Source organism: Nocardia sp. JMUB6875 (genome assembly GCF_041154655.1).
Taxonomy (GTDB): domain Bacteria; phylum Actinomycetota; class Actinomycetes; order Mycobacteriales; family Mycobacteriaceae; genus Nocardia.
On sequence record NZ_BAAFGR010000139.1, the window covers coordinates 1 to 21,811 of the forward strand.

Genomic DNA, 21,811 nt, shown 5'->3' on the forward strand with positions numbered 1-21,811 from the left:
GTGGCCGCGCGGCGCAGGGGACGAACCGGGCGGGTGGGCCGATATGTGCCCATAGGGAACCTCATTCCGAAACATCGATGCCTATCGCATCTGGATTCGAAGCGGACGGCCCGCCGGATACGTCCGCGACCGGGGTACTTTCGCCGAACGGGTGGCAATCCCGGTCAGGGGCTGGAATTGGGGGCGTTTGTCCTGTTCACCGGGGTATCGGGCGCTCCTAGACTGGATTTGTGGAAATCGCTGGTTACTGCACGCTCTGCAAGTCGCGGTGCGGGGCCATCTACACCGTCGAGAACGGTCGCCTGACCGATGTCCGGCCCGACGGTGATCATCCGACGGGTAAGGCCCTGTGTCCCAAGGGCCGTTCCGCGCCCGAGATCGTGCACAGCACCCGGCGGCTCACCACGCCATTGCGCCGGACCCGCCCCAAGACCGATCCGGATCCCGGCTGGGAACCCGTCAGCTGGGATGTCGCGCTGAGCGATATCGCCGGGCGTCTGACGAGCATCGCCCGCGAATCCGGTCCCGAGGCGGTGGCCTTCGCCCTTTCGACACCCTCGGGCACGTCGCTGTCGGACAGCACGGAATGGATCGAGCGCTTCGTCCACGCCGTCGGCAGCCCGAACACCATCTACAGCACCGAGATCTGCAACTGGCACAAGGACGTCGCGCACGCCTTCACCTACGGCGTCGGCCTGCCCGTGCCCGACTACGAGGCCACCGATCTGGCGGTCATGTGGGGCTTCAATCCGGCCAAGACCTGGCTCGCGCAATCGACCGAACTGGCCGAGGCCCGGGCGCGCGGGGCCCGGCTCGCGGTGATCGATCCGCGCCGGTCCACCACCGCGCTGGGCGCGGAGCACTGGCTGCGAGTGCGGCCGGGCACCGATGCGGCGCTGGCTCTCGGACTGGCCGGTCGGCTCCTCGACACACACGGGTACGACGAGCGTTTCGTGCGCGCCTGGACCAATGCGCCGCTGCTGGTCCGGGAGGACACCGGCGGGTTCCTGCGCGCCGAGGACATCTGGCCGGACACCACCGGCTTCGTCGCCTGGGACGCCGATGAGGGCCGCCCCACGCCGTACGACACCGGATCGCCCGCCGATGTGCCGGAACGCTTCGGCCTGGCCGGTACCCACCGCATCGCCACCCCCACCGGAATCGTCACCTGCGCACCGGCATTCGACCACTACGCCCGCGCCTGCCGGGCCTGGCCGCTGGACCGGGTGGCCTGCGAAACCTGGATCGAGGAAGACCGCATCGCCGCGCTCGCCGACGAGATCGCGCAGGCCGGATCGGTGTCCTACTACGGCTGGACCGGAATCGGGCAGCACGCCAACGCGACTCAGACCGACCGGGCCATCGCCACGCTGTTCGCGCTCACCGGATCGTTCGACGCGCCCGGTGGCAATGTGGTGCTGCCGAAGCCGCCGGTCAATGCGGTATCGGATCGGGTGAACCAGCTTGTGCCGGAACAGCGTGCGAAGACGCTCGGCCTGCCCGAACGCCCGCTGGGCCCGCCCGCCCAAGGCTGGGTGACCGCCCGCGACCTGTGCCGGGCCGTGCTGGAAGCCGAGCCCTACCGGGTTCGCGCCCTGGTCGGCTTCGGCGCCAATATGCTGCTGTCCCAGCCCGATTCGGCCCGCACCGGCCAGGCCCTCGAGGCCCTCGACTTCCAGGTACACCTCGATCTGTTCGAGAACCCCACCGCCCGCTACGCCGACTACCTGCTCCCGGTGAACAGCTCGTGGGAACACGAGGCCCTGCGCATCGGATTCGAATCCAGCCACCGCGCACAGGAACACGTGCAACTGCGCTCGCGCATTGTCGAGCCGGTCGGCGAATCCCGTTCGGACACCGAGGTGGTCTTCGACCTGGCGACCCGCATGGGCCTAGGCGAACAGTTCTTCGGCGGCGATCTGGAAGCGGCCTGGGACAATCAGCTCGCACCCCTGGGCATGACCGCCGCCGAGCTGCGCGCCCGGCCCGGCGGCACCCGGATTCCGTTGCCGCGCGACTACCGCAAGTACGAGGCCACCGGATTCAACACCCCCACCCGCCGCATCGAGCTGTACAGCGAACGCCTTGCCGCCCGTGGCTATTCGCCCGTACCCGAATACGCCGCACCCCTCGCCCCGGAGCCCGCCTTCCCACTCGTGCTCACCTGCGCGAAGAACGGCTACTTCTGCCACAGCCAGCACCGGCAGATCAACTCCCTGCGCCGCCGCTCCCCGGACCCGCGCCTGGACCTCAGCCCCGAGGCGGCCGCGGAGCGCGGCATCACCGACGGGCAATGGGTGGTCCTCTCGACCCGGCTCGGCAGTGCGCGGCTGCGCGCCCGCATCGACCCGACCCTGCATCCGGGCGTGGTGGTCTCCGAATACGGTTGGTGGCAATCGAATACGGATCTGGGACTGCCCGGCGCGGACCCGCTCGACAAGGTCGGCAGCAACTACAACCTGCTCATCGACGACGAGAACATCGACCCGCTGTCGGGTTCCGTTCCGCTGCGGTCGTTCACCTGCGAGGTCAGGCCGGTCCCCGTCGAAAACCCTTGGGCGGGCTCGCGAACCTTCACGGTCAGCGAGGTGGATGAGGCCAGCCCAGGCGTCCGAATCCTGCGTCTGATGCCCGACGACGGCGCACCCCTACCCGACTTCCGTTCGGGCCAGCATCTGACCGTCCGTGCCACGGAGTCGATCGACGCCGAGCCGGATTCGATTGTCTCCCGTAGCTATTCGCTGACCGGCCCGGCCAGCGCACCGGATCGCGACAGCTACGGTCTCGCCATCCGCCGCGTCACCGACGGTGTCTTCTCCGGTTACGTCCACGACCGGCTCCACGCCGGCGACCGCGTCGAGGTCGGCTGTCCCGACGGCTCTTTCATCATTCCCACCGACTGCGACTACCCGGTCGTCATGATGGCGAGTGGCATCGGTATCACACCGTTCCTGTCCTACCTGGAGACCCTCGCCGCCACCGGCGGCACCGTCCCCGAGGTCGTATTGCATTACGGCGTACCGAATTCCGCCGACCATCCGTTCCGGGCGAGACTGGCGGAATTGGCAGCCGTCCTCGGTCCGCGCCTGCAGCTGATCACCCACTATTCGCGGCCGCTGCCCGCGGACCGTCCCGGCGTCGACTTCGATCTGACGGGCTACGTCAAGGTCGCCGCCCTCGATCCCGCCTTGATCACACGCCGCGCCCGCTTCTACCTCTGCGGCCGCGCGGCCATGCTCACCACCGTCACCGCCGAGCTGCGCGAGCGCGGCGTCCCGCGCTGGGAGATCTTCGCCGAGCGTTTCGCGACGCCCGAACGAACCCTCGAGATTCCCGAGAACGCCAGCTACACAGTGCGTTTCACCCGGTCTGATCGTGAACTGACCTGGACTCAACGCGACGGCACCCTGCTCGAGTTCGCCGAGAAGTCCGGAGTGACCATGCAGAGCGGCTGCCGCGTCGGCCAGTGCGAGAGCTGCCTGTGCACCGTCGGCCAGGGCAAGGTCGCGCACTTCGTGGACACCGAGCACCTCGACGACGACGCGGTGCTGACCTGCCAGGCCGTGCCCACGTCCGATCTCGAGATCGACGCCTGATCAGCGCAGGTCGTCGGACAGCGCCTCGGCCACCTCGGTGAGCAGCGGCGCGGCGCGCTGGACCAGGTCCTCGGTCATCCGACCCACCGGCCCGGACACCGAAATCGCCAGGCGCGCGGGCGCTTTGGGCACCGCCACGGCCACGCACCGCACACCCAGCTCCTGCTCGCCCTCATCCATGGCGTACCCGGTGCGGGCGGCCTCGGCGAGCTGGTCGGCGAACTCGTCGGGATCGGTGATGGTGGAGTCGGTGTAGCGCGGCATTCCGGTGCGCGCCAAGAGATTCCGGGTCAGCTCCGGCGGCGATCCCGCCAGTATCGCCTTGCCCACCGCGGTGCAGTGCGGCAGCGCCCGCCGCCCCACCTCGGTGAACATGCGCATGGAGTGCCGCGACTGCACCTGCGCCACATAGACGATCTGATCCCCGTCCAGCATCGCCATGTTCGCGGACTCGCCCAGTTCGTCGACCAGCCGCTGCAGGTGCGGTCGGGCCAGCACCGCCAGCATCTGCGAGGAGCTCTCGCCGAGCTTGATCAGCTTGGGACCCAACACATATTTGCGCGACGGCTCCTGATGCAGGTACCCCAGATCCACCAGTGTCCGCACCAGCCGGTGAATGGTCGGCAGCGGCAGGCCCGACTCGGTGGCCAGCTGCGACAGCCCCATCATGCCGCCCTCGTCCGCCATGAGCTCGAGCAGCCCGAACGCACGCTCGATGGACTGCACACCCCCGGCGCCGGCCTTGGGCCCCTTTGCTGCGGGCACTCCCGGTCCTCCTTAGTTTTCCGAATGCCGGAATAGTAGCCTGTGCCACATGCGGCTACGCGCGGAGTTCACGACCGAACCGTTCCATGGCGAAGGGGAGGCGCCAACGCATGCGCTGGCGGCCCTCGAGCTCGCCGAATCGGCCGGTCTGGAATGCGATTTCGGTCCCCTGGGCACGCTGGTGACCGGGACGGACGACAAACTGCTGCCGGTGCTGGGCGAGATCATGCTGACCGCCTTCGCTAATGGCGCGACGAGAGTGACGATGCAGGTCGAGCAGGATGACTGAACGTTCGCCGGGCGAGGCGCACCCGGTGCTGGTGACCCTCGCCCCGATTCTGGACAAGACCGGCGGCCGCCTGGTGGACCCGGAAAACGCCACCGCCGAGGACATTCCCGTGGTCTGGGAGGGGAAGACGCTGGCCTGCGTGCGGTTCGGCGCGCCCGAACCCGACACCCTCGGCGGATTGGAGAAGTTGCTGGAGGAGGTGGCGGGGGAGCTGGGCGGCCCGCTCACCAGTCTGCCGCGCGCCGACAAGCAGCGTGCCGTGCGATTGCTGGAAGAGCGGGGCGCGTTCACCTTCCGCAAGTCCGCCGAGACCGTCGCGGCGGCACTCGGCGTCACCCGCTTCACCGTCTACAACTACCTCAACCGCGAACGGGCCTGACGTAGCCGATCGGTTGACCGATATATATCTTCAACGAACTGTTGACCCTGCTTTGTGGCGCGTGCCACTGTTCTCGACTAGCGGAATGACCCTTCCGCTATCCGAGAGAGGTAGCGCCAATGGAGACGTTGAAAGAACTTGATTCGACGCCACGCCAAACGGGGGGCCGGGTCGACTGTGAGCTCTGAATCCACCCCCGCCGCACCCGATTCCAGCCCCGCAGCGGACCACGACGAACTCACCGCCGAACTCGGTGAAGGGTCCGTCTCGGTAGCGTCGGGCACGGTCGTGGAACTCGACAAACATCCGGTCGACGTGGTTCCGCCGCCGTTCCAGCTGGTCGCGGGCGGTCTACAGCACATTGCCGCCATGGTCGCCGGTGTCGTCGCACCGCCGCTGATCGTCGGCGCGGCAGTCGGTCTGAGCGCGCCGGAGACGGTGATGCTCATTACCGCCAGCCTGTTCACCGCGGGCCTGGCCACCCTGTTGCAGTCGTTGGGCTGGTGGAAGTTCGGCGCGCGGCTGCCGCTGATCAACGGCGGCTCCTTCGCCGCGGTCGGCCCGATCCTGGCTATCGCCAAGGAGGCGGCTCCGGGCAAGGCGCTGCCCGTCATCTTCGGCGCCACCCTGGTGGCCGGTGTCATGGCCGTCTTCGCGGCACCGTATTTCTCACGGCTGCACCGGTTCTTCCCGCCGATCGTCGGCGGCACCGTCATCTCGCTGATCGGCCTGTCCCTGCTGCCGGTCGCGCTCGGCTGGATCAGCGGCGCGGGCGAGGGCGCGATGGGCGAAGCGCACGTGCCGATGAAGAATCTGGCCGATGCCGCCTTCGCGCTGGTGGTCGTGCTGTTGTGCCATCGCTTCCTGAAGGGCTTCGGCCGCCAGCTCGCCCTGCTCATCGGCCTCATCGCCGGCTCGCTGCTGGGTTGGCCTTTGGGACTGCTGGATACGGGTCCGGTCAGCCATGCCTCGATCATCGGCTTCGTCCCGCCCTGGCACTTCGGCGCACCGGAATTCCAGATCGGCGCGATCATCTCGCTGTGCATCGTCATGCTCGTGGTGATGACCGAGTCCACCGCGACCATGATCGCGCTGGGCGAGATCGTGGAGCGTCCGGTCGACGAGAAGCAGATCGCGGGCGGTCTGCGCGCGGCCGGTGTCGGGACCATGCTGGCCTCGGTCATGGGCGGATTCGCCTGTGGCGCATTCGCTCAGAACGTTGGTCTGGTCGCGCTGACCCGGATGTACAGCCGCTATGTGGTGGCCGCCAGCGGCGCGTTCCTGGTCCTGCTGGGCTTGTTCCCGGTGGCGAGCGCGGTCGTCGAGCTGGTGCCCAAGCCCGCGCTCGGCGGGACCGGTCTGGTCCTGTTCGGAACGGTCGCCGCCAGCGGCATCCGCACCCTCGCCAAGGCTGATCTGGGCGATCCGATCAACTCGCTGATCGTCGGCGTCGCGCTGTTCATCGGCATGACCCCGACCGTGGCCCCGTCCTTCTACGCCGGTCTGCCGGGCCCGTTCTCGGTCATCCTGGCCTCGGGCATCAGCGCGGGCTGTGTGACGGCCTTGGTGCTCAACCAGCTGTTCCACGCTCGGACCAGCAACATTCCGGCAAGTTCAAAATCGGCTTGTGAAGCGCTCTGACCAGCAGTTTCCGTATATTTTCAACAAAATGTTGACTAACTGTTGTGGCCCGTGACACGCTTCATCCGTAGCGGAATCACCCTTCCGTTATCCGAGAGAGGTAGCGCCAATGGTGACGTTGGTCGAATTCAATTCGACAGCGAGTGAAGAACTCTTGCCGGTCCTGCTGACCTGCTGTGATGCCCCGAGCTGGGCGGACGGCGTGCTGGCGGCCCGGCCCTACGCCGATATCGACGGCCTGCTGGCCCGGGCCGATGAGCTCGCCGCCGGTCTCCCCGCCTCCGAGGTGGACCGCGCACTGTCGGCACACCCCCGCATCGGCGATCGGGTACAGGGCAGCGACACCCACTCCGCGTGGTCGCGTCAGGAACAGTCCGGCGTCAGCCAGGACGAATCCGTGGCCGCGCAGCTGCTCGAGGGCAATCTCGCCTACGAGAAGCGGTTCGGCAGGGTCTTCCTGATCTGCGCCACCGGCCTGTCGGCCGAGCAGATCCTGGCGAGCCTGAACCAGCGCCTCACCAACGACGACGACACCGAGGCGGCCACGGTCGCCGAGGAACTCCGCAAGATCGCCGTTCTCCGCCTGCGAAAGGTATTCGACGCGTGAGCACCATTACGACGCACATCCTCGACTCCGCGCTGGGCAAGCCCGCGGCCGGCGTCGAGGTGCGGCTCGAACAGGTCGGCCCGGAAGTCCGGGTCGTGGCCGAGGGCAAGACCGATGACGACGGCCGGATCAAGGATCTCGGCCCCGAGGGCCTCGAGGCCGGGAACTACCGCCTCACCTTCGACATCGAAAGCTATGCCGCCGCAACGAATCAGACCTACTTCTATCCGACGGTCTCGATCACCTTCAAGGTCGCCGGACAAGCGGGCGAGCACTACCACGTGCCCCTGCTCATGAGCCCCTTCGCCTATTCCACCTACCGAGGAAGCTGAACTCACATGGCAATCAAGCTGGGACAGAACCAGTACGGCAAGGCCGAGAACCGCGTCGTCCGCGTCTACCGCGACACCCCGCGCCACCAGATCCGCGATCTGAACGTCTCGACCTCGCTGCGCGGTGAGTTCTCCGACGCCCACATCACCGGTGACCAGGGCGACGTGCTGCCCACCGACACCCAGAAGAACACCGCCTTCGCCTTCGCCAAGGAGAAGGGCATCCACTCCATCGAGGAGTACGGCCTCACCCTGGCCGATCACTTCATCTCCCGTGCCCCCACCGCCACCGGTGCGCGCATCGAGGTCGAGGAGTACGCCTGGGATCGCATCGAGGTCGACGGCCAGCCGCACGATCACTCGTTCGTGAAGTCGGGCCAGGGCGTACGCACCACCGTCGTGAACGTCGACGGCGTCGGCCCGGATCGCGTGGCGCACGTGGTCTCCGGTGTGAAGGACCTCGTGCTCCTCAAGACCACGGGCTCGGAGTTCCACGGCTTCTTCAAGGACAAGTACACCACCCTGCAGCCGACCAACGATCGCATCATGGCGACCTCGCTGGTGGCCAAGTGGCGCTACAACCACACCGATGTCGACTGGGACAAGACCTACGACGCCATCCTGAAGGTGCTGCTGCGCCAGTTCGCGGTGGTGCACTCCTACGCGCTGCAGCAGACCCTCTACTCGATGGGTCGCGCCGTGCTCGAGCAGTTCACCGAGGTCGCCGAGATCAAGTTCTCGGCCCCGAACAAGCACCACTTCCTGGTGGACCTGAGCCCGTTCAACGTGCCGAACCCGGGCGAGGTCTTCATCGCCGCGGATCGCCCGTACGGCCTGATCGAGGCCACCGTCGAGCGTGACGACGCGCGCGACGCGGGCAACGCCTGGACCGCCATCCCGGGTTTTTGCTGAGCACCACGCTGAGTTCTTCTTCTCTGAGTTAGTAGGAGGTGCGGCGATGGGCGATGACCATAGCCGCGTGCAAGTGACCGCGACGCGTCCCGAGGATCAGCGTTATTCCCTGGGACAGTCCCTGGTCTACGGAACTCAGCACATCCTGACGATGTACGGCGGTGTGATCGCACCGCCGCTCATCGTGGGAGGTGCGGCCGGACTCTCGGCGACGGACATGGCGCTGCTGGTGACAGCGGGCCTGTTCGTCTCCGGTCTGGCAACACTGCTACAAACCCTGGGCATCGGGCCGATCGGCTCCAGATTGCCGATCGTGCAGGGCATTTCGTTCGTCAGCGTCTCGACGATGGTCACCATCGCCAATGAGGGCGGGCTGCGGCCGGTCTTCGGCGCGATCATCGTCGCGGGTGCGATCGGGTTGGTCCTGTCCAGTTTCTTCGCGAAACTGGTGCGGTTCTTCCCCTCGGTGGTGACCGGCACCATCATCACGGTGATCGGACTCTCGTTGCTGCCCACCGCATTCCGATGGGCGATGGGTAACAACCCCAAGGCCGCCGACTTCGGCTCGATGGGCAATATCGGGTTCGCCGGTATGACCCTGGTCATCATCCTGGTGATCAGCCGGCTGTTCCAGGGCGCCATCTCGCGGCTGTCGATCCTGATCGGCCTGGTGATCGGCACCGTCATCGCGGCGGCCACCGGCCACGCCGACTTCTCCAAGGTCGGCGACGCGAAAATCATTGCCCTGCCGCCGATCCTGCACTTCGGCGGGCCGACCTTCCAGGTCGGGGCGATCGTCTCGATGACCATCGTGATCCTGGTGATCATGGTGGAGACCACCGCCGACGTGCTCGCGATCAGCGAAATCGTCGGCACCGAAGCCGATTCCAAGCGGGTGGCGGCCGGTCTGCGGGCCGACATGCTGTCCTCGGGAGTGGCTCCGCTGTTCGGCAGCTTCCCGTGCAGCGCCTTCGCGCAGAACGTGGGGCTGGTCGCGCTCACCGGCATCAAGAGCCGATTCGTGGTCGCGACAGGCGGTGTCGTGCTGGCACTGCTGGGCCTGTTCCCCATCGTGGGGGCCGTGGTGGCCGGGATTCCGTATCCCGTCCTCGGCGGCGCGGGCATCGTGTTGTTCGGTTCCGTCGCGGCGAGCGGCATCCGCACGCTGGCGCGGGTCGACTTCACCGACAACCTGAATATGGTTCTGGTGGCCGTGGCGGTCGGCGTGGGCGTGATTCCCATTGCCGCACCGACATTCTGGGACAAGTTCCCGACCGGCATCGGAGTGGTCATGCACTCCGGGATCTCGGCGACCGCCATCGCGGCGATCGTATTGAACCTGGTGTTCAACGAGTTCAAGTTCGGAAACAAGCCGGGCGCTTCGGTGTTCGCGGCCGCGGATGACGTGAAGGACGATCTCGGCGATCGTCTCGAGGACGACATCCGCTGATCAGGCGGCGGCACAACATATATCGCCGTACTGGCTAGTAGCTCCCGGAACTCCTTGACGGGATTGTTCTGGGAGCATTAGCATTTTCGTATCCCAGAAAAACATTTCCGCATTGCGGAAAATCAAGCAGACTTGCTGGTCACAGCACTGCGGAAACGACTGGAGGGATTCCATGACTCACTCGCTCAACTACGCCGTGAACTGCTCGCTCCTGTTCACCGAGCTCCCGATCCTGGAGCGCGCGGCCGCTTCCAAGGCCGCCGGTTTCGACGCCATCGAGTTCTGGTGGCCGTTCGCCGAGGCCGTGCCGTCGGACAAGGACGTGGACGCGTTCGTCGCCTCCGTGCAGGACGCGGGCGTGCAGCTGATCGGCCTGAACTTCTTCGCCGGCGACATGCCGGGCGGCGACCGCGGCCTGGTGTCGTGGCCGGCGCGGGCCGCCGAGTTCAAGGACAACATCGACGTCACCGTCGGCATCGGAGAGCGCTTGGGCACCAAGGCTTTCAACGCGCTGTACGGCAACCGGGTCGATGACTCCACCCCGGAGGCTCAGGACGAGCTGGCCGTGGAGAACCTGTCGGCCGCCGCCGTGGCCGCCGCTCGCATCGGTGCCACCATCCTGGTCGAGCCCGCTTCGGGCGCACCGCGTTACCCGCTGCTGAAGGCGGTCGACGGCCTTGCGGTTATCGACAAGGTCCAGGCCCACTCCGGCGTATCCAACATCGGCCTGCTCGCGGACCTCTACCACCTCGCCGTCAACGGCGACGACGTGGACAAGGTGATCGCCGAGCACACCGCCCGCATCGCGCACGTCCAGATCGCCGACAACCCGGGCCGCAACGAGCCGGGCACGGGCGAGCTCAAGCTCGACGACCAGCTCACCGCCCTCGAGGCCAACGGCTACCGCGGCTGGGTCGGCCTGGAGTACAAGCCGTCCACCGGCGTCTCCGCCGACTCCTTCGGCTGGCTCCCGCTCGAGCGTCGCGCCGCCAAGTAATCACCGAAGACTTTCCAACACAACGACTTAGGAACAGATCATGAGCAATATCGCTTTCATCGGCCTCGGCATCATGGGCAGCCCGATGGCCGTCCACCTCCAGAACGCCGGCCACACCGTCAAGGGCTTCGACCTGAACCCCTCCAACGCGCAGAAGCTGGTCGACGCCGGCGGCCGCGCCGTCACCTCGATCGCCGACGCCGTGCGCGGCGCCGACGTGGTGGCCGTGATGGTTCCGGACTCCCCGCACGTGCAGGCCGTACTCGCCGGTGAGAAGGGCGTTTTCGAGACCGCCGAGCCGGGCGCGCTGATCATCGACTTCTCCTCCATCCGCCCGGATGTCACCCAGGAGCTGGCCAAGCAGGCGGCCGAGCGTGGCTTCCGCCTGCTGGACGCCCCGGTCTCCGGCGGCGAGCCGGGCGCGATCAACGCCACCCTGTCGATCATGGTCGGCGGTTCGGCCGAGGACTTCGCTTCGGCCAAGCCGTTCCTGGACACCGTCGGCAAGACCGTCGTGCACGTGGGCACCAATGGTGCGGGCCAGACCGTGAAGTCGGCCAACCAGCTCATCGTGGCCACCAACATCCAGGCGCTGGCCGAGGCCGTGGTCTTCCTCGAGGCCTACGGCGTCGAGCTGGGCCCGGCCCTCGACGTGCTCGGCGGCGGCCTCGCCGGTTCGGCCGTGCTGAACCAGAAGCGCGACAAGATGGCCAACCGCGAGTTCGCCCCGGGCTTCCGGATCGACCTGCACCACAAGGACATGGGCATCTTCACCACCGCCGCCCGTGAGGCGGGTCTGGTGACCCCGGCCGGCTCGCTGATCGCGCAGCTGGTCGCCTCGGCCCGCGCCAACGGCGACGGCCACCTGGACCACTCTGCACTGCTGCGCGGCGTCGAGCGCCTGAGCGGCAAGCTGGACAAGGAGAACTGACCAATATGGCACGCATGCGTACCGTCGACGCGGCGGTCCTGATCCTGGAAAAGGAAGGGGCCACACAGGCTTTCGGCCTGCCCGGCGCCGCGATCAACCCGTTCTACTCCGCCATGAAGAAGCACGGTGGCATCAAGCACGTGCTGGCCCGCCACGTCGAGGCCGCTTCGCACATGGCCGAGGGCTTCACCCGCGCCAAGGCCGGCAACATCGGCGTCTGCATCGGCACCTCGGGCCCCGCGGGCACCGACATGGTGACCGGTCTGTACTCCGCCTCCGCGGATTCCACTCCGATCCTGTGCATCACCGGCCAGGCTCCGGTGGCCAAGCTGCACAAGGAGGACTTCCAGGCCGTCGACATCGCGTCCATCGCGAAGCCGCTGGCCAAGTGGGCGACCACCGTGCTCGAGCCCGCCCAGGTGCCGGGCGCCTTCCAGAAGGCGTTTTGGCTCATGCGCGAAGGCCGTCCGGGCCCGGTGCTGATCGACCTGCCGATCGACGTGCAGCTGGCCGAGATCGAGTTCGACATCGACACCTACGAGCCGCTGCCGGTCACCCGCCCGGCCGCGACCCCGGCGCAGGCCGCCAAGGTGCTGCAGATGCTGAACGAGGCCAAGCGCCCGCTGATCATCGCGGGCGGCGGCATCATCAATGCCGACGCCTCCGAGCTGCTGGTGAAGTTCGCCGAGCTGACCGGTGTTCCGGTGGTCCCGACCCTGATGGGCTGGGGCACCATCGCCGACGACCACGAGCTGCACGCCGGCATGGTGGGTCTGCAGACCTCCCACATCTACGGCAACGAGTCGCTGCTGGCCGCGGACTTCGTGCTGGGCATCGGCAACCGGTGGGCCAACCGCCACACCGGCGCGCTGGACGTCTACACCAAGGACCGCACCTTCGTGCACGTCGACATCGAGCCGACCCAGATCGGCCGCGTGTTCGCGCCCGATTACGGTGTCGTCTCCGATGCCGGTGCGGCACTGGAGCAGTTCATCGCGGTCGCCGAGTCGCTGGACAAGGTCGGGTCGCTGACCGACCACAGCGCGTGGGTGAAGGAGGTGCGCGCCAAGCGCGCCACCGGCCAGCGCAAGACGCACTTCGACAACGTGCCGCTGAAGCCGGCGCGCGTGTACGAGGAGATGAACAAGGCGTTCGGCCCGGAGACCCGCTACGTGACCACGATTGGTCTGTCGCAGATCCAGGCTTCCCAGATGCTGCACGTGTACAAGCCGCGGCACTGGATCAACGCCGGTCAGGCCGGTCCGCTGGGCTGGACCCTGCCCGCCGCACTGGGTGTGGCCACCGCGGTCAAGGACGAGCCGGTCGTGGCGCTGTCCGGTGACTACGACTTCCAGTTCCTGATCGAGGAATTGGCCGTCGGCGCCCAGTTCAACATTCCGTACATCCATGTGCTGGTGAACAACTCGTACCTGGGCCTGATCCGTCAGGCGCAGCGGGCGTTCGACATGGACTACTACGTGCAGCTGGACTTCGAGAACATCAACTCGCCCGAGGTCAACGGCTACGGCGTGGACCACGTGAAGGTCGCGGAAGGCCTGGGCTGCAAGGCGATTCGCGTCTTCAACCCGGAGGACATCGGCCCGGCCTTCGAGAAGGCCAAGTCGCTGATGGCCGAGTACAAGGTGCCGGTCGTGGTCGAGTGCATTCTCGAGCGCGTCACCAATGTGTCCATGGGTGCGGCCGGGATCGACGCGATCACGGAGTTCGAGGAGCTGGCCTCCGCGTTCGCCGACGCCCCCACCGCAACCGTCCCGCTGGACTAAAAGGATTCCATTCATGGCTCGTGTGCTGATCGCCTCCGACAAATTCAAGGGCTCGCTGACCGCCGCTCAGGTCGGGGCGGCCGTGCGAGCCGGAATCCGGCGGGCGCGACCCGACGCCGAGGTGTCGGTCGTGCCCGTGGCGGACGGCGGTGACGGGACCGTCGCCGCCGCCCTCGCGGCCGGTTTCGACGCGGTTCCGCTCACCGCGTCGGGGCCCACCGGGGAACCGGTGCTGACCGCCTACGCCCGCCGCGACGACCTCGCGGTCATCGAGATGGCGGACGTGTCGGGACTGGTGCGGCTGCCGGACGGCCTGCTGCGACCGATGACCGCCACCAGCCGGGGCACCGGCGAGGTGATCGCGGCCGCGGTCGCGGCGGGATGCCGCCGCATCGTGCTCGGCATCGGCGGCAGCGCCGGAACCGACGGCGGCGCAGGCATGTTGGAGGCGCTCGGCGCCCGCCTGCTGGACGCCGATGGGTATCCCATCGGCGACGGCGGGGCGGCTCTCACCCGGGTGGCCACCATCGACCTGTCCGCGCTGCGGGAGCTGATGTCCGGCGTCGAGGTCACCGTGGCCTGCGATGTGGACAATCCGCTCACCGGTCCCTACGGGGCCGCTGCGGTCTACGGGCCGCAGAAGGGCGCCGATCCGGCCCAGGTGGCCGAGCTGGACGCCGCGCTCGGGCAGTGGGCGCAGCGGCTGGCCGCGGAAATCGGGTCGGATCGGCGTGAGACGGCGGGTGCCGGCGCCGCGGGGGGCGTCGGATTCGCCGCGCTCGCGGTGCTGGGCGCCACGCTGCGGCCGGGCATCGAATTGATGCTGGATCTGGTCGGATTCGAGGATCAGGTGGCCGGGGTCGACCTGGTCATCACCGGTGAGGGCAAGCTCGACGAGCAGACCTTGCACGGGAAGGCTCCGGCGGGTGTCGCGGCTGCGGCGCGCCTCGCCGGGGTTCCGGTGGTCGCCGTGTGCGGGCGGAATACCTTGCCGGAGAGCACATTGCACGCGGCCGGATTCGCCGCGGCCTATTCGCTGATCGAGATCGAGCCGGACGAGCAGCGCTGCCTGACGGCGGGCGCGATGCTGTTGCAGCAGCTCGGTTTTCGGATCGCGGAGGATCATCTGCCCGGCGGGCCGAGTGCGGCCGCCGTGGCGGCGGAGCAGTCGGGAGGTGCTTTGTGAAGCTGTTGCGAGTAGGCGCCAAGGGCGCCGAAAAGCCCGCGGCCATCGATGATTCGGGTGTGCTGCGCGATCTGTCGTCGGTCGCCGCCGATATCGACGGGGCGCTGCTGGGCGACACGGTGGCCCTCGGCGCTGTGCGGCGCGCGCTGGCCTCGGGCAAGCTGCCCGAGGTCGAGGCCACCGAGCGGATCGGAGCGCCGATCGCGCGGCCCGGCAAGGTGATCGGCGTCGGTCTGAATTACACCGACCACGCCGCGGCCATCGGGGCTGCGATTCCCGAGCGGCCGGTGGTGTTCCTCAAGCCGGGCACCACCATCAGCGGACCCTACGACGCCATCGAGCTGCCGCGCGGCAGTGAGGCCACCGATCACGAGGTGGAGCTGGGCGTGGTGATCGGGCAGCGGCTGCGCGACTGCCCGGATCCCGCCACCGCGCTGGGGGCGGTCGGCGGGTACGTCACCGCGAACGACATCACCGAGCGCAATGGCATTGCGGGAGAACCGACCTGGGTGAAGGGGAAGTCCTACGACACCTTCACTCCGATCGGGCCGTGGCTGGTGACGCCGGACGAGGTCGACGAACCGCAGTCGCTGAGCTTGCAGCTGTGGGTGAACGGTGAACGGCGGCAGGCGGGTTCGACGGGGGACATGGTCTCCGGGGTCGGCGAGCTGCTGGTGTACCTGAGCTCGCTGATGACGCTCGAACCCGGCGATCTGGTGCTGACGGGGACCCCGGCGGGTGTCGCGGTCAGCCGGCCGGAGCCGAAACCCTATCTGCGCGATGGCGATGTCGTGGTCGTGGAGGTCGCCGGATTGGGGCGGCAGCAGACATTGGCCACGGGAGTGCGTGGCTGAGAATTCCTGACGGGGCGTGGCAGGCGCAGCTGGGGTGCCTATACGCCGCCGCGGGAGTACCCGAACGGCCCGGTCGCTGTGGAGACCGGGCCGTTCGTCCTGTCCGGGGCTAGGACTTGTTGCCGCCCAGGCTGAATGGGACGCCGGTCGGGTCGGCGACCGCGGCCAGGCGTCCGTAGGGGGTGTCCTCGGGCGGGCTGATCACACTGCCGCCGAGCTCGACCACGCGGCGCACCGACGCGTCCACATCCTCGGCGCCGAAGTAGACCCGCCAATAGCCGGGGACGCCGGGCGGGAGGAAGTTCGTCGAGTCCATCACGCCGCCCAGCATGGGGGTGGTGGAATGGATTGTGGTGTAGCGGAATTCGGGGATGTCGGAGATCGTGAAGGGGTCCTGCCAGCCGAAGACCTCGGTGTAGAACTTCAGGGCGTCGTCGTAGCCGCGGGTGTGCAGTTCGAACCAGGACGGGGCGCCGACGTGATCCTCCCAGTGCCCGCCGCCCGCGATGCCGCGACTTTCGAATCCGGTCATGGTGCCGGACTCCCAGACGCCGATGCCGACGCCGCCGTTGTCGCCGAACACCGCGAACTTGCCGAGATCGCCGACCTCGGTGACCGGTACGGCGGTCATGCCGCCCGCCGCCGTCACCGCCTGCGCGGTCGCTTCGGCATCGGGGCTGGCCAGGTAGACGGTCCACTGGCTCGGGCCGCTGCCGTCGCTGGCCACGCCGCCCGCCACGGCCTTGCCGTCCTTGCGGAAGGTGATGTAATTGCCGTGCTCCGGGGCGATTTCGGCGGTCCAGCCGAGCAGCTCGCCGTAGAAGGCGATCGCGGCCTCGGGGTCGGTGGTGTAGATATCGGTCCAGACCGGGTCGCCAGGTCGTGTTTCGTAGGGCATGGTCAACTCCTCGAATCGGTAGGTCGGTCTCCGGAATGCAGACGGGGCGGCGGGCGGAAACTCATCGGGGCCGAATTCTTGTGGTAGCTGGAAGATTACAGGCGCGTCGCTTCGATCATGCTGTTGTGTCGCGGGATTCGAAACTATTATCGAATGTATGGGTGAATTCGCTGATGGCTGGGCCAACACCTTCGAGGTGGTGGAACAGCTTCGCGTTGTGCACTCACGGATAGCTGCGTTGCAGGCCGAAGAGGCGGCATTGATGACACGGCTCTATGAGGCCCGCCGTGCGGAGCAGATCGACCTGGGTGTCGGGCTGCTGTACGCGGGGGAGAGCACCGCCACCGAAATCGGTGTCGCCCTGAAGATGTCGCAGCGCTCCGCGGACAACCTGATCAATATCGGGCTGGATCTCGAGCACCGCCTCCCAACCACTGCGGAAGCCTTCGCTGCCGGGCGTATCGACCTGGCGCAGGTGCGGGCGATCCGCGAGACCCTCACCAATGTGCGTGGGGATCTGTTGACCGAGTTGGAGCCGAAGATCGCCGTGTATGCGGAAGACGCGGACCCGCAGCGTGTTCGGCGGACCGCGCGCCGCTGGATCGCCGAGGCCGACCCTGAGGGTCAGGCCGTGCGCCGCAAGGAGGCCGAGGCCGAGCGGTATGTCAGTGTCAATGCGGCCGACAATGGCACCGCTGTCGTCGATGCGGTACTGCCTGCCGCCGGGGGACGCACCCTCTACGAGAAGCTGCGCGAGATGGCGTGCACCCAGGTGTGCAGCGAGGACCCCCGCACTCAGAACCAGCGCCGCGCTGATGCTTTGGTCGCCCTCGCTGACGGCACTGGGCGTTTGACCTGCCAGTGCGGGCGCGCAGACTGCCCGCGCGCCCCCTTCGACGCGGTCGCGCCGATGCCGCGCAAGGCTCTGGTGCAGGTGGGTGTGTCGGCGGAAACCCTTGCCGGACTGCAGGACAACCCGGCGCTGCTGGCCGGTTTCGGGGCGATCGACGCCGATCTCGCGCGTCAGATCGCGCGCTACGCCCGCTTCGAGATCATCACCGAGACCGCGACCGACTCCCCGTCCACCACAACCACTCCGGCCAGGGACCTGGTGTACAAGCCATCCGCGCGTGTCGCTTCGCGGGTGCGTGCGCTCGACGGGATCTGCCGGGCCCCGGGCTGCCAGGTGCCCGCCGCCGACACTGACCTCGACCACCAGGACCGGTTCGACCACGGCAATCCAGACAATGGCGGCCCCACCAGCGAACATAATCTGGGTGCGCGGTGTCGACGCCATCACCGGCTCAAGACTCTCGCCGATAATCACCGCAATGGGTGGAAGGTTGATCATCTCCCGGATCGGGAGGTGCAATGGACCACGCCCACCGGCGATTCGATCACCACGACACCCGAAGGCGCACAGTTCCTGTTCCCGACGGAACCCGTGCCACCGGTCACCGCCACCGGAGTGCCCGACGCGGAAACCATTTCCCCGTTCATCGATGCGGGGCCGGTCATCGACGGCCTGATGGAGATGATGCACGTGTACTGCACGCCGTCGCAGCGGAAGGCGTACTGGCGGACTCGCCGGGCCAAGATGTGATTCAGAGTGCCTGAGGTCAGGTAACCCGGGGAAAGATAAACGAAAAGTGTGGTTGCGTCGCCTGCCCTACCGGACTTGGGCTGACGCCGAGTTGGGAGCGGTGACTCACCTACCGGCCCACGGACTGCACGGATCACCTTTTAAAGATCGTGTAAGTTCAATCAAGATTGCTGCTTGTTTGCTTCGGTGATTGTTGTCCGGGTTGCGAGGAGGCTGCGTGAGTTCGGTTATCGATGATGCGCCATTTACCTCGTTTCATAAGCGGCTTGCTGTGGCGTGTTCGGGTGGGCCGTTGCTTGATGGGTACATCCTGAGCATCGTGGGGACGGCTCTGATCGGGATGACGGCCGAGCTGGATCTCAGTACCGGGGATACGCAGTTGATCGGGGCTGCGGCTTTGGTGGGGATGTTTGTGGGTGGGGCGTTGTTCGGGGTTTTGACGGACAAGATCGGGCGGGAGGTTATGTACACCGCCGACCTGGTGGTGATGGGGGCGTGCTCGATTGCGTCGTTCTGGGCCGAATCCACCTGGCTGATCGTGATATTGCGGTTCATTCTCGGGATGGCGGTGGCGGCGGACTATCCGATCGCCACCTCATTGCTGGGGGAGTGGTTGCCGCTGAAGCAGCGGGGGAAGTTGCTCGGGTTTCAGATCGTGGCCTGGTATGCGGGGTCGGTGCTCGCCTATGTCGTGGGCTACCTGCTGCTGACTTTTGGTGGCAACGGGTCCTGGCGGTGGCAGTTGGCCAGTGGCGCGGTCCTGTGCGCGTTCTTCCTGATCATCCGGCAGAGCACCGCGCCCGAGTCGCCGCGCTGGTTGGCGCAGCACGGTAAGGCCGACAAGGCCGCGGCCATGATCGAGAAGTTCCTGCATGTGCGGGTGGATCCGGCGTCGCTGGTCGAGGCGGGGGAGGAGGGGCATCCGGCGAAGCATGGGTCGTTGCGGGAGTTGTTCCGGCCGACCTATCGCAAGCGGACGATCTTCTGCTGCGGGTTCTTTCTGTGCCAGGTGGCGGTGCTGTTCGCCATGCTGACCTTCGGGCCGCAGATTCTCGCGGCGTTCGGGATGCCGGAGGGCACCTGGATGGACACCCTCGGAACCGCGCTGATCAGCATGGTGTTCCTGATCGGGTGCCTGCCCGCCATGCGGCTCATCGATACAGTCGGGCGGCGGCCCACCATCGTGTGGTGCTTCGGGCTGATGATCATTCCGGTACTGCTCATCGGTGTCTGGCCGACCATGCCGACGTTCCTGGCGTTCGGCATGTTGCTCCTCTATGCGTTCTTCTGCGGTGGTCCGAACGTGCTGGACTGGACGTATCCGAATGAGTTGTTCCCGACCCACATTCGCGCCACGGCCGTCGGGTTCGCGACCTCCATCAGCCGGGTGGGTGCGGCGCTCGGGACCTATCTGCTGCCCTGGTCGCTTGATCATCTGGGCATGGGGCCGACCTTCCTGTTCGCGGCGGGGTTGACCGCGGTCGGGTTCCTCATCTGTGTTTGGGGTGCTCCGGAGACCAAGGGGCACCGGCTGGAATCGGCTGCGGCCGTGCCGGTTCCGCTTGGCGCGGCGGCTCCGAAGCCGGCATGACAACTGTCATGCCTCGGAGGTGATGGTTGGCAGATTCGGGGCGGGGCGCGCGTCCGTAGCGTCTTCCTGTAGCGATCAGCCGATTACAGGAGTCCGAAATGGCCGACCACACCACCACCGTTGTGCAGGCGCCGCAGGGGGACGAGACTCGTCCGAATCTGGTGCGCATGCTCGCGCCGACGGCTCGGGATATCGGGGTGCCGCTGGCGGCCTACTACGTGCTGCACTGGGCGGGGTACTCGGATTTCGCCGCGCTGCTGGCGGGTGCGATCTTCTCCGGAGTCATGGTGCTCATCGAGGTGGTTCGGGCTCGGCGGATCGACTTCATGTCCGCGCTTATCCTGGCCGGGTTCGTCTTCGGGATCGTCAGTTCGATGATCAGCGGGGATGCCCGCATGATGATCGTGCGGGATTCGCTCACCACCGCGGTCATCGGCGCGGCCTTCGCGGGCAGTGCCCTCATCGGGAAGCCGTTGACCTACTTGGCCGCCCGTAAAGCCTTCGCGGGGTCGCCGCAGAAGCTGGCGGAGATGCAGTACAAGTTCGAGAACGTGCCGCTGGTGCGGCGGACGCACAATCGGATCGCGGGCATGTGGGGTGTGGGGCTGGTCTCCGAGGCGGTGGTGCGGGTGGTGCTGGCCTACCGGTTGCCGATCCACACCATGGCTTGGCTGTCGAGCGTGCTGATGATCGGGGTGACCGCGGTGCTGATGGTTATCACGGTGCGAACCATCAAGCGGGCCAAGGCAACTGAGGCGGCAAGCGAATCGGGTTACGCTTCGGTGCATGAGTGAGAGTTCGGTTCCGAGCGGTACCTTGACCGGGACCGCTCGGGTCGAGGCGTTCAGTGACGGGGTGATGGCTATTGCCATCACCCTTTTGATTTTGGATATCAAGGTGCCCGAGCATGAGCCGGGGCATCTGCTGCGGGAACTCGTGCACATCTGGCCGTCGTATCTGGCGTATCTGGCTTCGTTCGTGACCATCGGTGTGGTGTGGATGAATCACCACACTTTCTTCGGTCGGTTGCGGCGCATCGATCACGTGCTGCGGTGGTGGAATCTTGTTCTGCTGCTCGGGGTTTCGCTGATTCCTTTTCCGACGATCGTGATCGCGGACAACCTGGTGCACGGGACCCGGCAGGATGCCGTGGTCGCGGTGGCGCTGTACGGGATCGTGGGGGTCATCATGACCATTCCGTGGGCGCCCATGTGGCGGCAGCTCGAGAAGCATCCGGAGATGTTGCGGCCGGGGCTGGGGGCCGACTATGCGCGGCGGGAGCGGTGGCGGGCCTGGCCGGGGCTGCTGGTTTACGCGGTGACCATCGGGATCGGATTTCTGTCTCCGATCGTGGCATTGGTGCTGTATCTGCTGGTGTCCACCTTCTACGGCCTGAGCAATCAGACCTGGTCCTCGCCGAACGATCCGGATCCGGATGAAGAGTGACCCTTGCCAATTTAAGCGGATGTGATTAACTGCCCGGGTGGACAGCATGAGCGTGGCGAAGGGGCCCGTCAGCCAGATCGCCTGGGTGGTCGAGGACATCGCCGCTGGTGAGGACTTCCTTCGGACGATTCTGGGGGCGCGTAACTGGATGCGGATGCCGGACATCCACTTCGGGCCGGAGAGCACCGTCTACCGGGGTGCGGCCGCGGACTTCGTCGCGCATATCTCGCTGTCCTACAGCGGGGATACGCAGCTCGAGCTGATTCAGCCGGTGCGGGGGGAGTCGATCTACACCGAGTTTCTCGAACGCTCCGGGCCGGGGCTGCATCACATCTGCCTGGAGCCCGAGGACTTCGACGCGGCGTTGAAAGATGCTGCGGGGCAGGGGATCGACGTGGTGCAGCGGGGGGATATGGGCGGGCAGATGCGGTTCGCCTATCTGGACGGGGCCGCCTCGGGGGTGCCGTTCATCGAACTCGCGGAGATCGGGCCGAACATGCGGCTGTTCTTCGAGCAGATCAAGAAGGATGCGCAGTGAGCACAGTGATAC

20 protein-coding genes are annotated in these 21,811 nt (G+C 66.9%); 18 read left to right on the forward strand and 2 right to left on the reverse strand.

Translation table 11 applies throughout. The features are described from left to right. The first annotated feature begins 230 nt into the window (after positions 1-230). Positions 231-3,596, forward strand: coding sequence for a molybdopterin-dependent oxidoreductase (locus ACAM49_RS29295; RefSeq protein WP_369638780.1), 3,366 nt, complete (start codon positions 231-233; stop codon positions 3,594-3,596). Here the strand turns inward: ACAM49_RS29295 and ACAM49_RS29300 are convergent, their stop codons facing one another. Then, positions 3,597-4,361: an IclR family transcriptional regulator gene (locus ACAM49_RS29300; RefSeq protein ID WP_369638781.1), complete on the reverse strand. Its 765-nt coding sequence runs from the start codon at positions 4,359-4,361 to the stop codon at positions 3,597-3,599. Between the two features lie 49 nt (positions 4,362-4,410). Here ACAM49_RS29300 and ACAM49_RS29305 point away from each other — a divergent pair, with 49 nt between their 5' ends. The 12 genes from ACAM49_RS29305 to ACAM49_RS29360 all read left to right on the forward strand — a co-directional run bounded on the left by ACAM49_RS29305 (position 4,411) and on the right by ACAM49_RS29360 (position 15,723). Beyond that, positions 4,411-4,650: a thiamine-binding protein gene (locus ACAM49_RS29305; protein WP_369638782.1), complete on the forward strand. Its 240-nt coding sequence runs from the start codon at positions 4,411-4,413 to the stop codon at positions 4,648-4,650. After that, complete coding sequence (locus ACAM49_RS29310) at positions 4,643-5,029, forward strand: helix-turn-helix domain-containing protein (RefSeq protein ID WP_369638783.1); 387 nt, start codon at positions 4,643-4,645, stop codon at positions 5,027-5,029. The genes ACAM49_RS29305 and ACAM49_RS29310 overlap by 8 nt, the downstream gene beginning before the upstream one ends. A gap of 177 nt (positions 5,030-5,206) precedes the next feature. After that, on the forward strand, positions 5,207-6,670 hold the full coding sequence (locus tag ACAM49_RS29315) for a nucleobase:cation symporter-2 family protein (RefSeq protein WP_369638784.1): 1,464 nt from the start codon (positions 5,207-5,209) through the stop codon (positions 6,668-6,670). 109 nt (positions 6,671-6,779) lie between these two features. Further along, positions 6,780-7,277 (forward strand): 2-oxo-4-hydroxy-4-carboxy-5-ureidoimidazoline decarboxylase, encoded by a 498-nt coding sequence (gene uraD / locus ACAM49_RS29320; protein ID WP_369638785.1) that lies wholly within the window; start codon positions 6,780-6,782, stop codon positions 7,275-7,277. Then, the gene (uraH, locus tag ACAM49_RS29325; protein ID WP_218003364.1) at positions 7,265-7,609 is read left to right on the forward strand and encodes a hydroxyisourate hydrolase; all 345 of its coding nucleotides are present in this window, start codon (positions 7,265-7,267) and stop codon (positions 7,607-7,609) included. The genes uraD and uraH overlap by 13 nt, the downstream gene beginning before the upstream one ends. 6 nt (positions 7,610-7,615) lie before the next feature. Next, on the forward strand, positions 7,616-8,521 hold the full coding sequence (pucL, locus tag ACAM49_RS29330; protein WP_369638786.1) for a factor-independent urate hydroxylase: 906 nt from the start codon (positions 7,616-7,618) through the stop codon (positions 8,519-8,521). A gap of 46 nt (positions 8,522-8,567) precedes the next feature. Continuing rightward, complete coding sequence (locus tag ACAM49_RS29335) at positions 8,568-9,971, forward strand: nucleobase:cation symporter-2 family protein (RefSeq protein ID WP_369638787.1); 1,404 nt, start codon at positions 8,568-8,570, stop codon at positions 9,969-9,971. Between the two features lie 172 nt (positions 9,972-10,143). Continuing rightward, positions 10,144-10,968, forward strand: a complete 825-nt coding sequence (locus ACAM49_RS29340; RefSeq protein ID WP_369638788.1) for a hydroxypyruvate isomerase family protein — start codon at positions 10,144-10,146, stop codon at positions 10,966-10,968. A gap of 40 nt (positions 10,969-11,008) precedes the next feature. Then, the gene (locus ACAM49_RS29345) at positions 11,009-11,899 is read left to right on the forward strand and encodes a 2-hydroxy-3-oxopropionate reductase (RefSeq protein ID WP_369638789.1); all 891 of its coding nucleotides are present in this window, start codon (positions 11,009-11,011) and stop codon (positions 11,897-11,899) included. A gap of 5 nt (positions 11,900-11,904) precedes the next feature. Further along, positions 11,905-13,683: a glyoxylate carboligase gene (gcl, locus tag ACAM49_RS29350; protein ID WP_369638790.1), complete on the forward strand. Its 1,779-nt coding sequence runs from the start codon at positions 11,905-11,907 to the stop codon at positions 13,681-13,683. 13 nt (positions 13,684-13,696) lie between these two features. After that, positions 13,697-14,869 (forward strand): glycerate kinase, encoded by a 1,173-nt coding sequence (locus ACAM49_RS29355; RefSeq protein ID WP_369638791.1) that lies wholly within the window; start codon positions 13,697-13,699, stop codon positions 14,867-14,869. Continuing rightward, complete coding sequence (locus ACAM49_RS29360) at positions 14,866-15,723, forward strand: fumarylacetoacetate hydrolase family protein (protein WP_369638792.1); 858 nt, start codon at positions 14,866-14,868, stop codon at positions 15,721-15,723. The genes ACAM49_RS29355 and ACAM49_RS29360 overlap by 4 nt, the downstream gene beginning before the upstream one ends. Before the next feature lie 109 nt (positions 15,724-15,832). Here ACAM49_RS29360 and ACAM49_RS29365 read toward each other — a convergent pair whose 3' ends face one another. Then, a complete protein-coding gene (locus ACAM49_RS29365) occupies positions 15,833-16,621 on the reverse strand; it encodes a VOC family protein (protein ID WP_369638793.1) in 789 nt (262 codons plus the stop codon). A 157-nt stretch (positions 16,622-16,778) separates the two neighbouring features. On the opposite strand from ACAM49_RS29365, the gene ACAM49_RS29370 reads away from it, so the two are divergent. From ACAM49_RS29370 to ACAM49_RS29390, 5 genes are all read left to right on the forward strand, one after another. Next, complete coding sequence (locus tag ACAM49_RS29370) at positions 16,779-18,224, forward strand: DUF222 domain-containing protein (RefSeq protein ID WP_369638794.1); 1,446 nt, start codon at positions 16,779-16,781, stop codon at positions 18,222-18,224. A gap of 271 nt (positions 18,225-18,495) precedes the next feature. Beyond that, positions 18,496-19,815 carry an MFS transporter gene (locus tag ACAM49_RS29375; protein WP_369638798.1) on the forward strand — a complete coding sequence of 440 codons (1,320 nt, stop codon included), beginning with the start codon at positions 18,496-18,498 and terminating at the stop codon, positions 19,813-19,815. Positions 19,816-19,913: 98 nt separating this feature from the next. Further along, positions 19,914-20,609, forward strand: coding sequence for a VC0807 family protein (locus tag ACAM49_RS29380; protein WP_369638795.1), 696 nt, complete (start codon positions 19,914-19,916; stop codon positions 20,607-20,609). Next, entirely contained in the window at positions 20,602-21,261 is a 660-nt protein-coding gene (locus tag ACAM49_RS29385; protein ID WP_369638796.1) for a TMEM175 family protein, read from the forward strand. Before ACAM49_RS29380 ends, ACAM49_RS29385 begins: the two co-directional genes overlap by 8 nt. A 46-nt stretch (positions 21,262-21,307) precedes the next feature. Continuing rightward, positions 21,308-21,799, forward strand: coding sequence for a VOC family protein (locus tag ACAM49_RS29390; RefSeq protein WP_369638797.1), 492 nt, complete (start codon positions 21,308-21,310; stop codon positions 21,797-21,799). Positions 21,800-21,811: the final 12 nt, after the last annotated feature.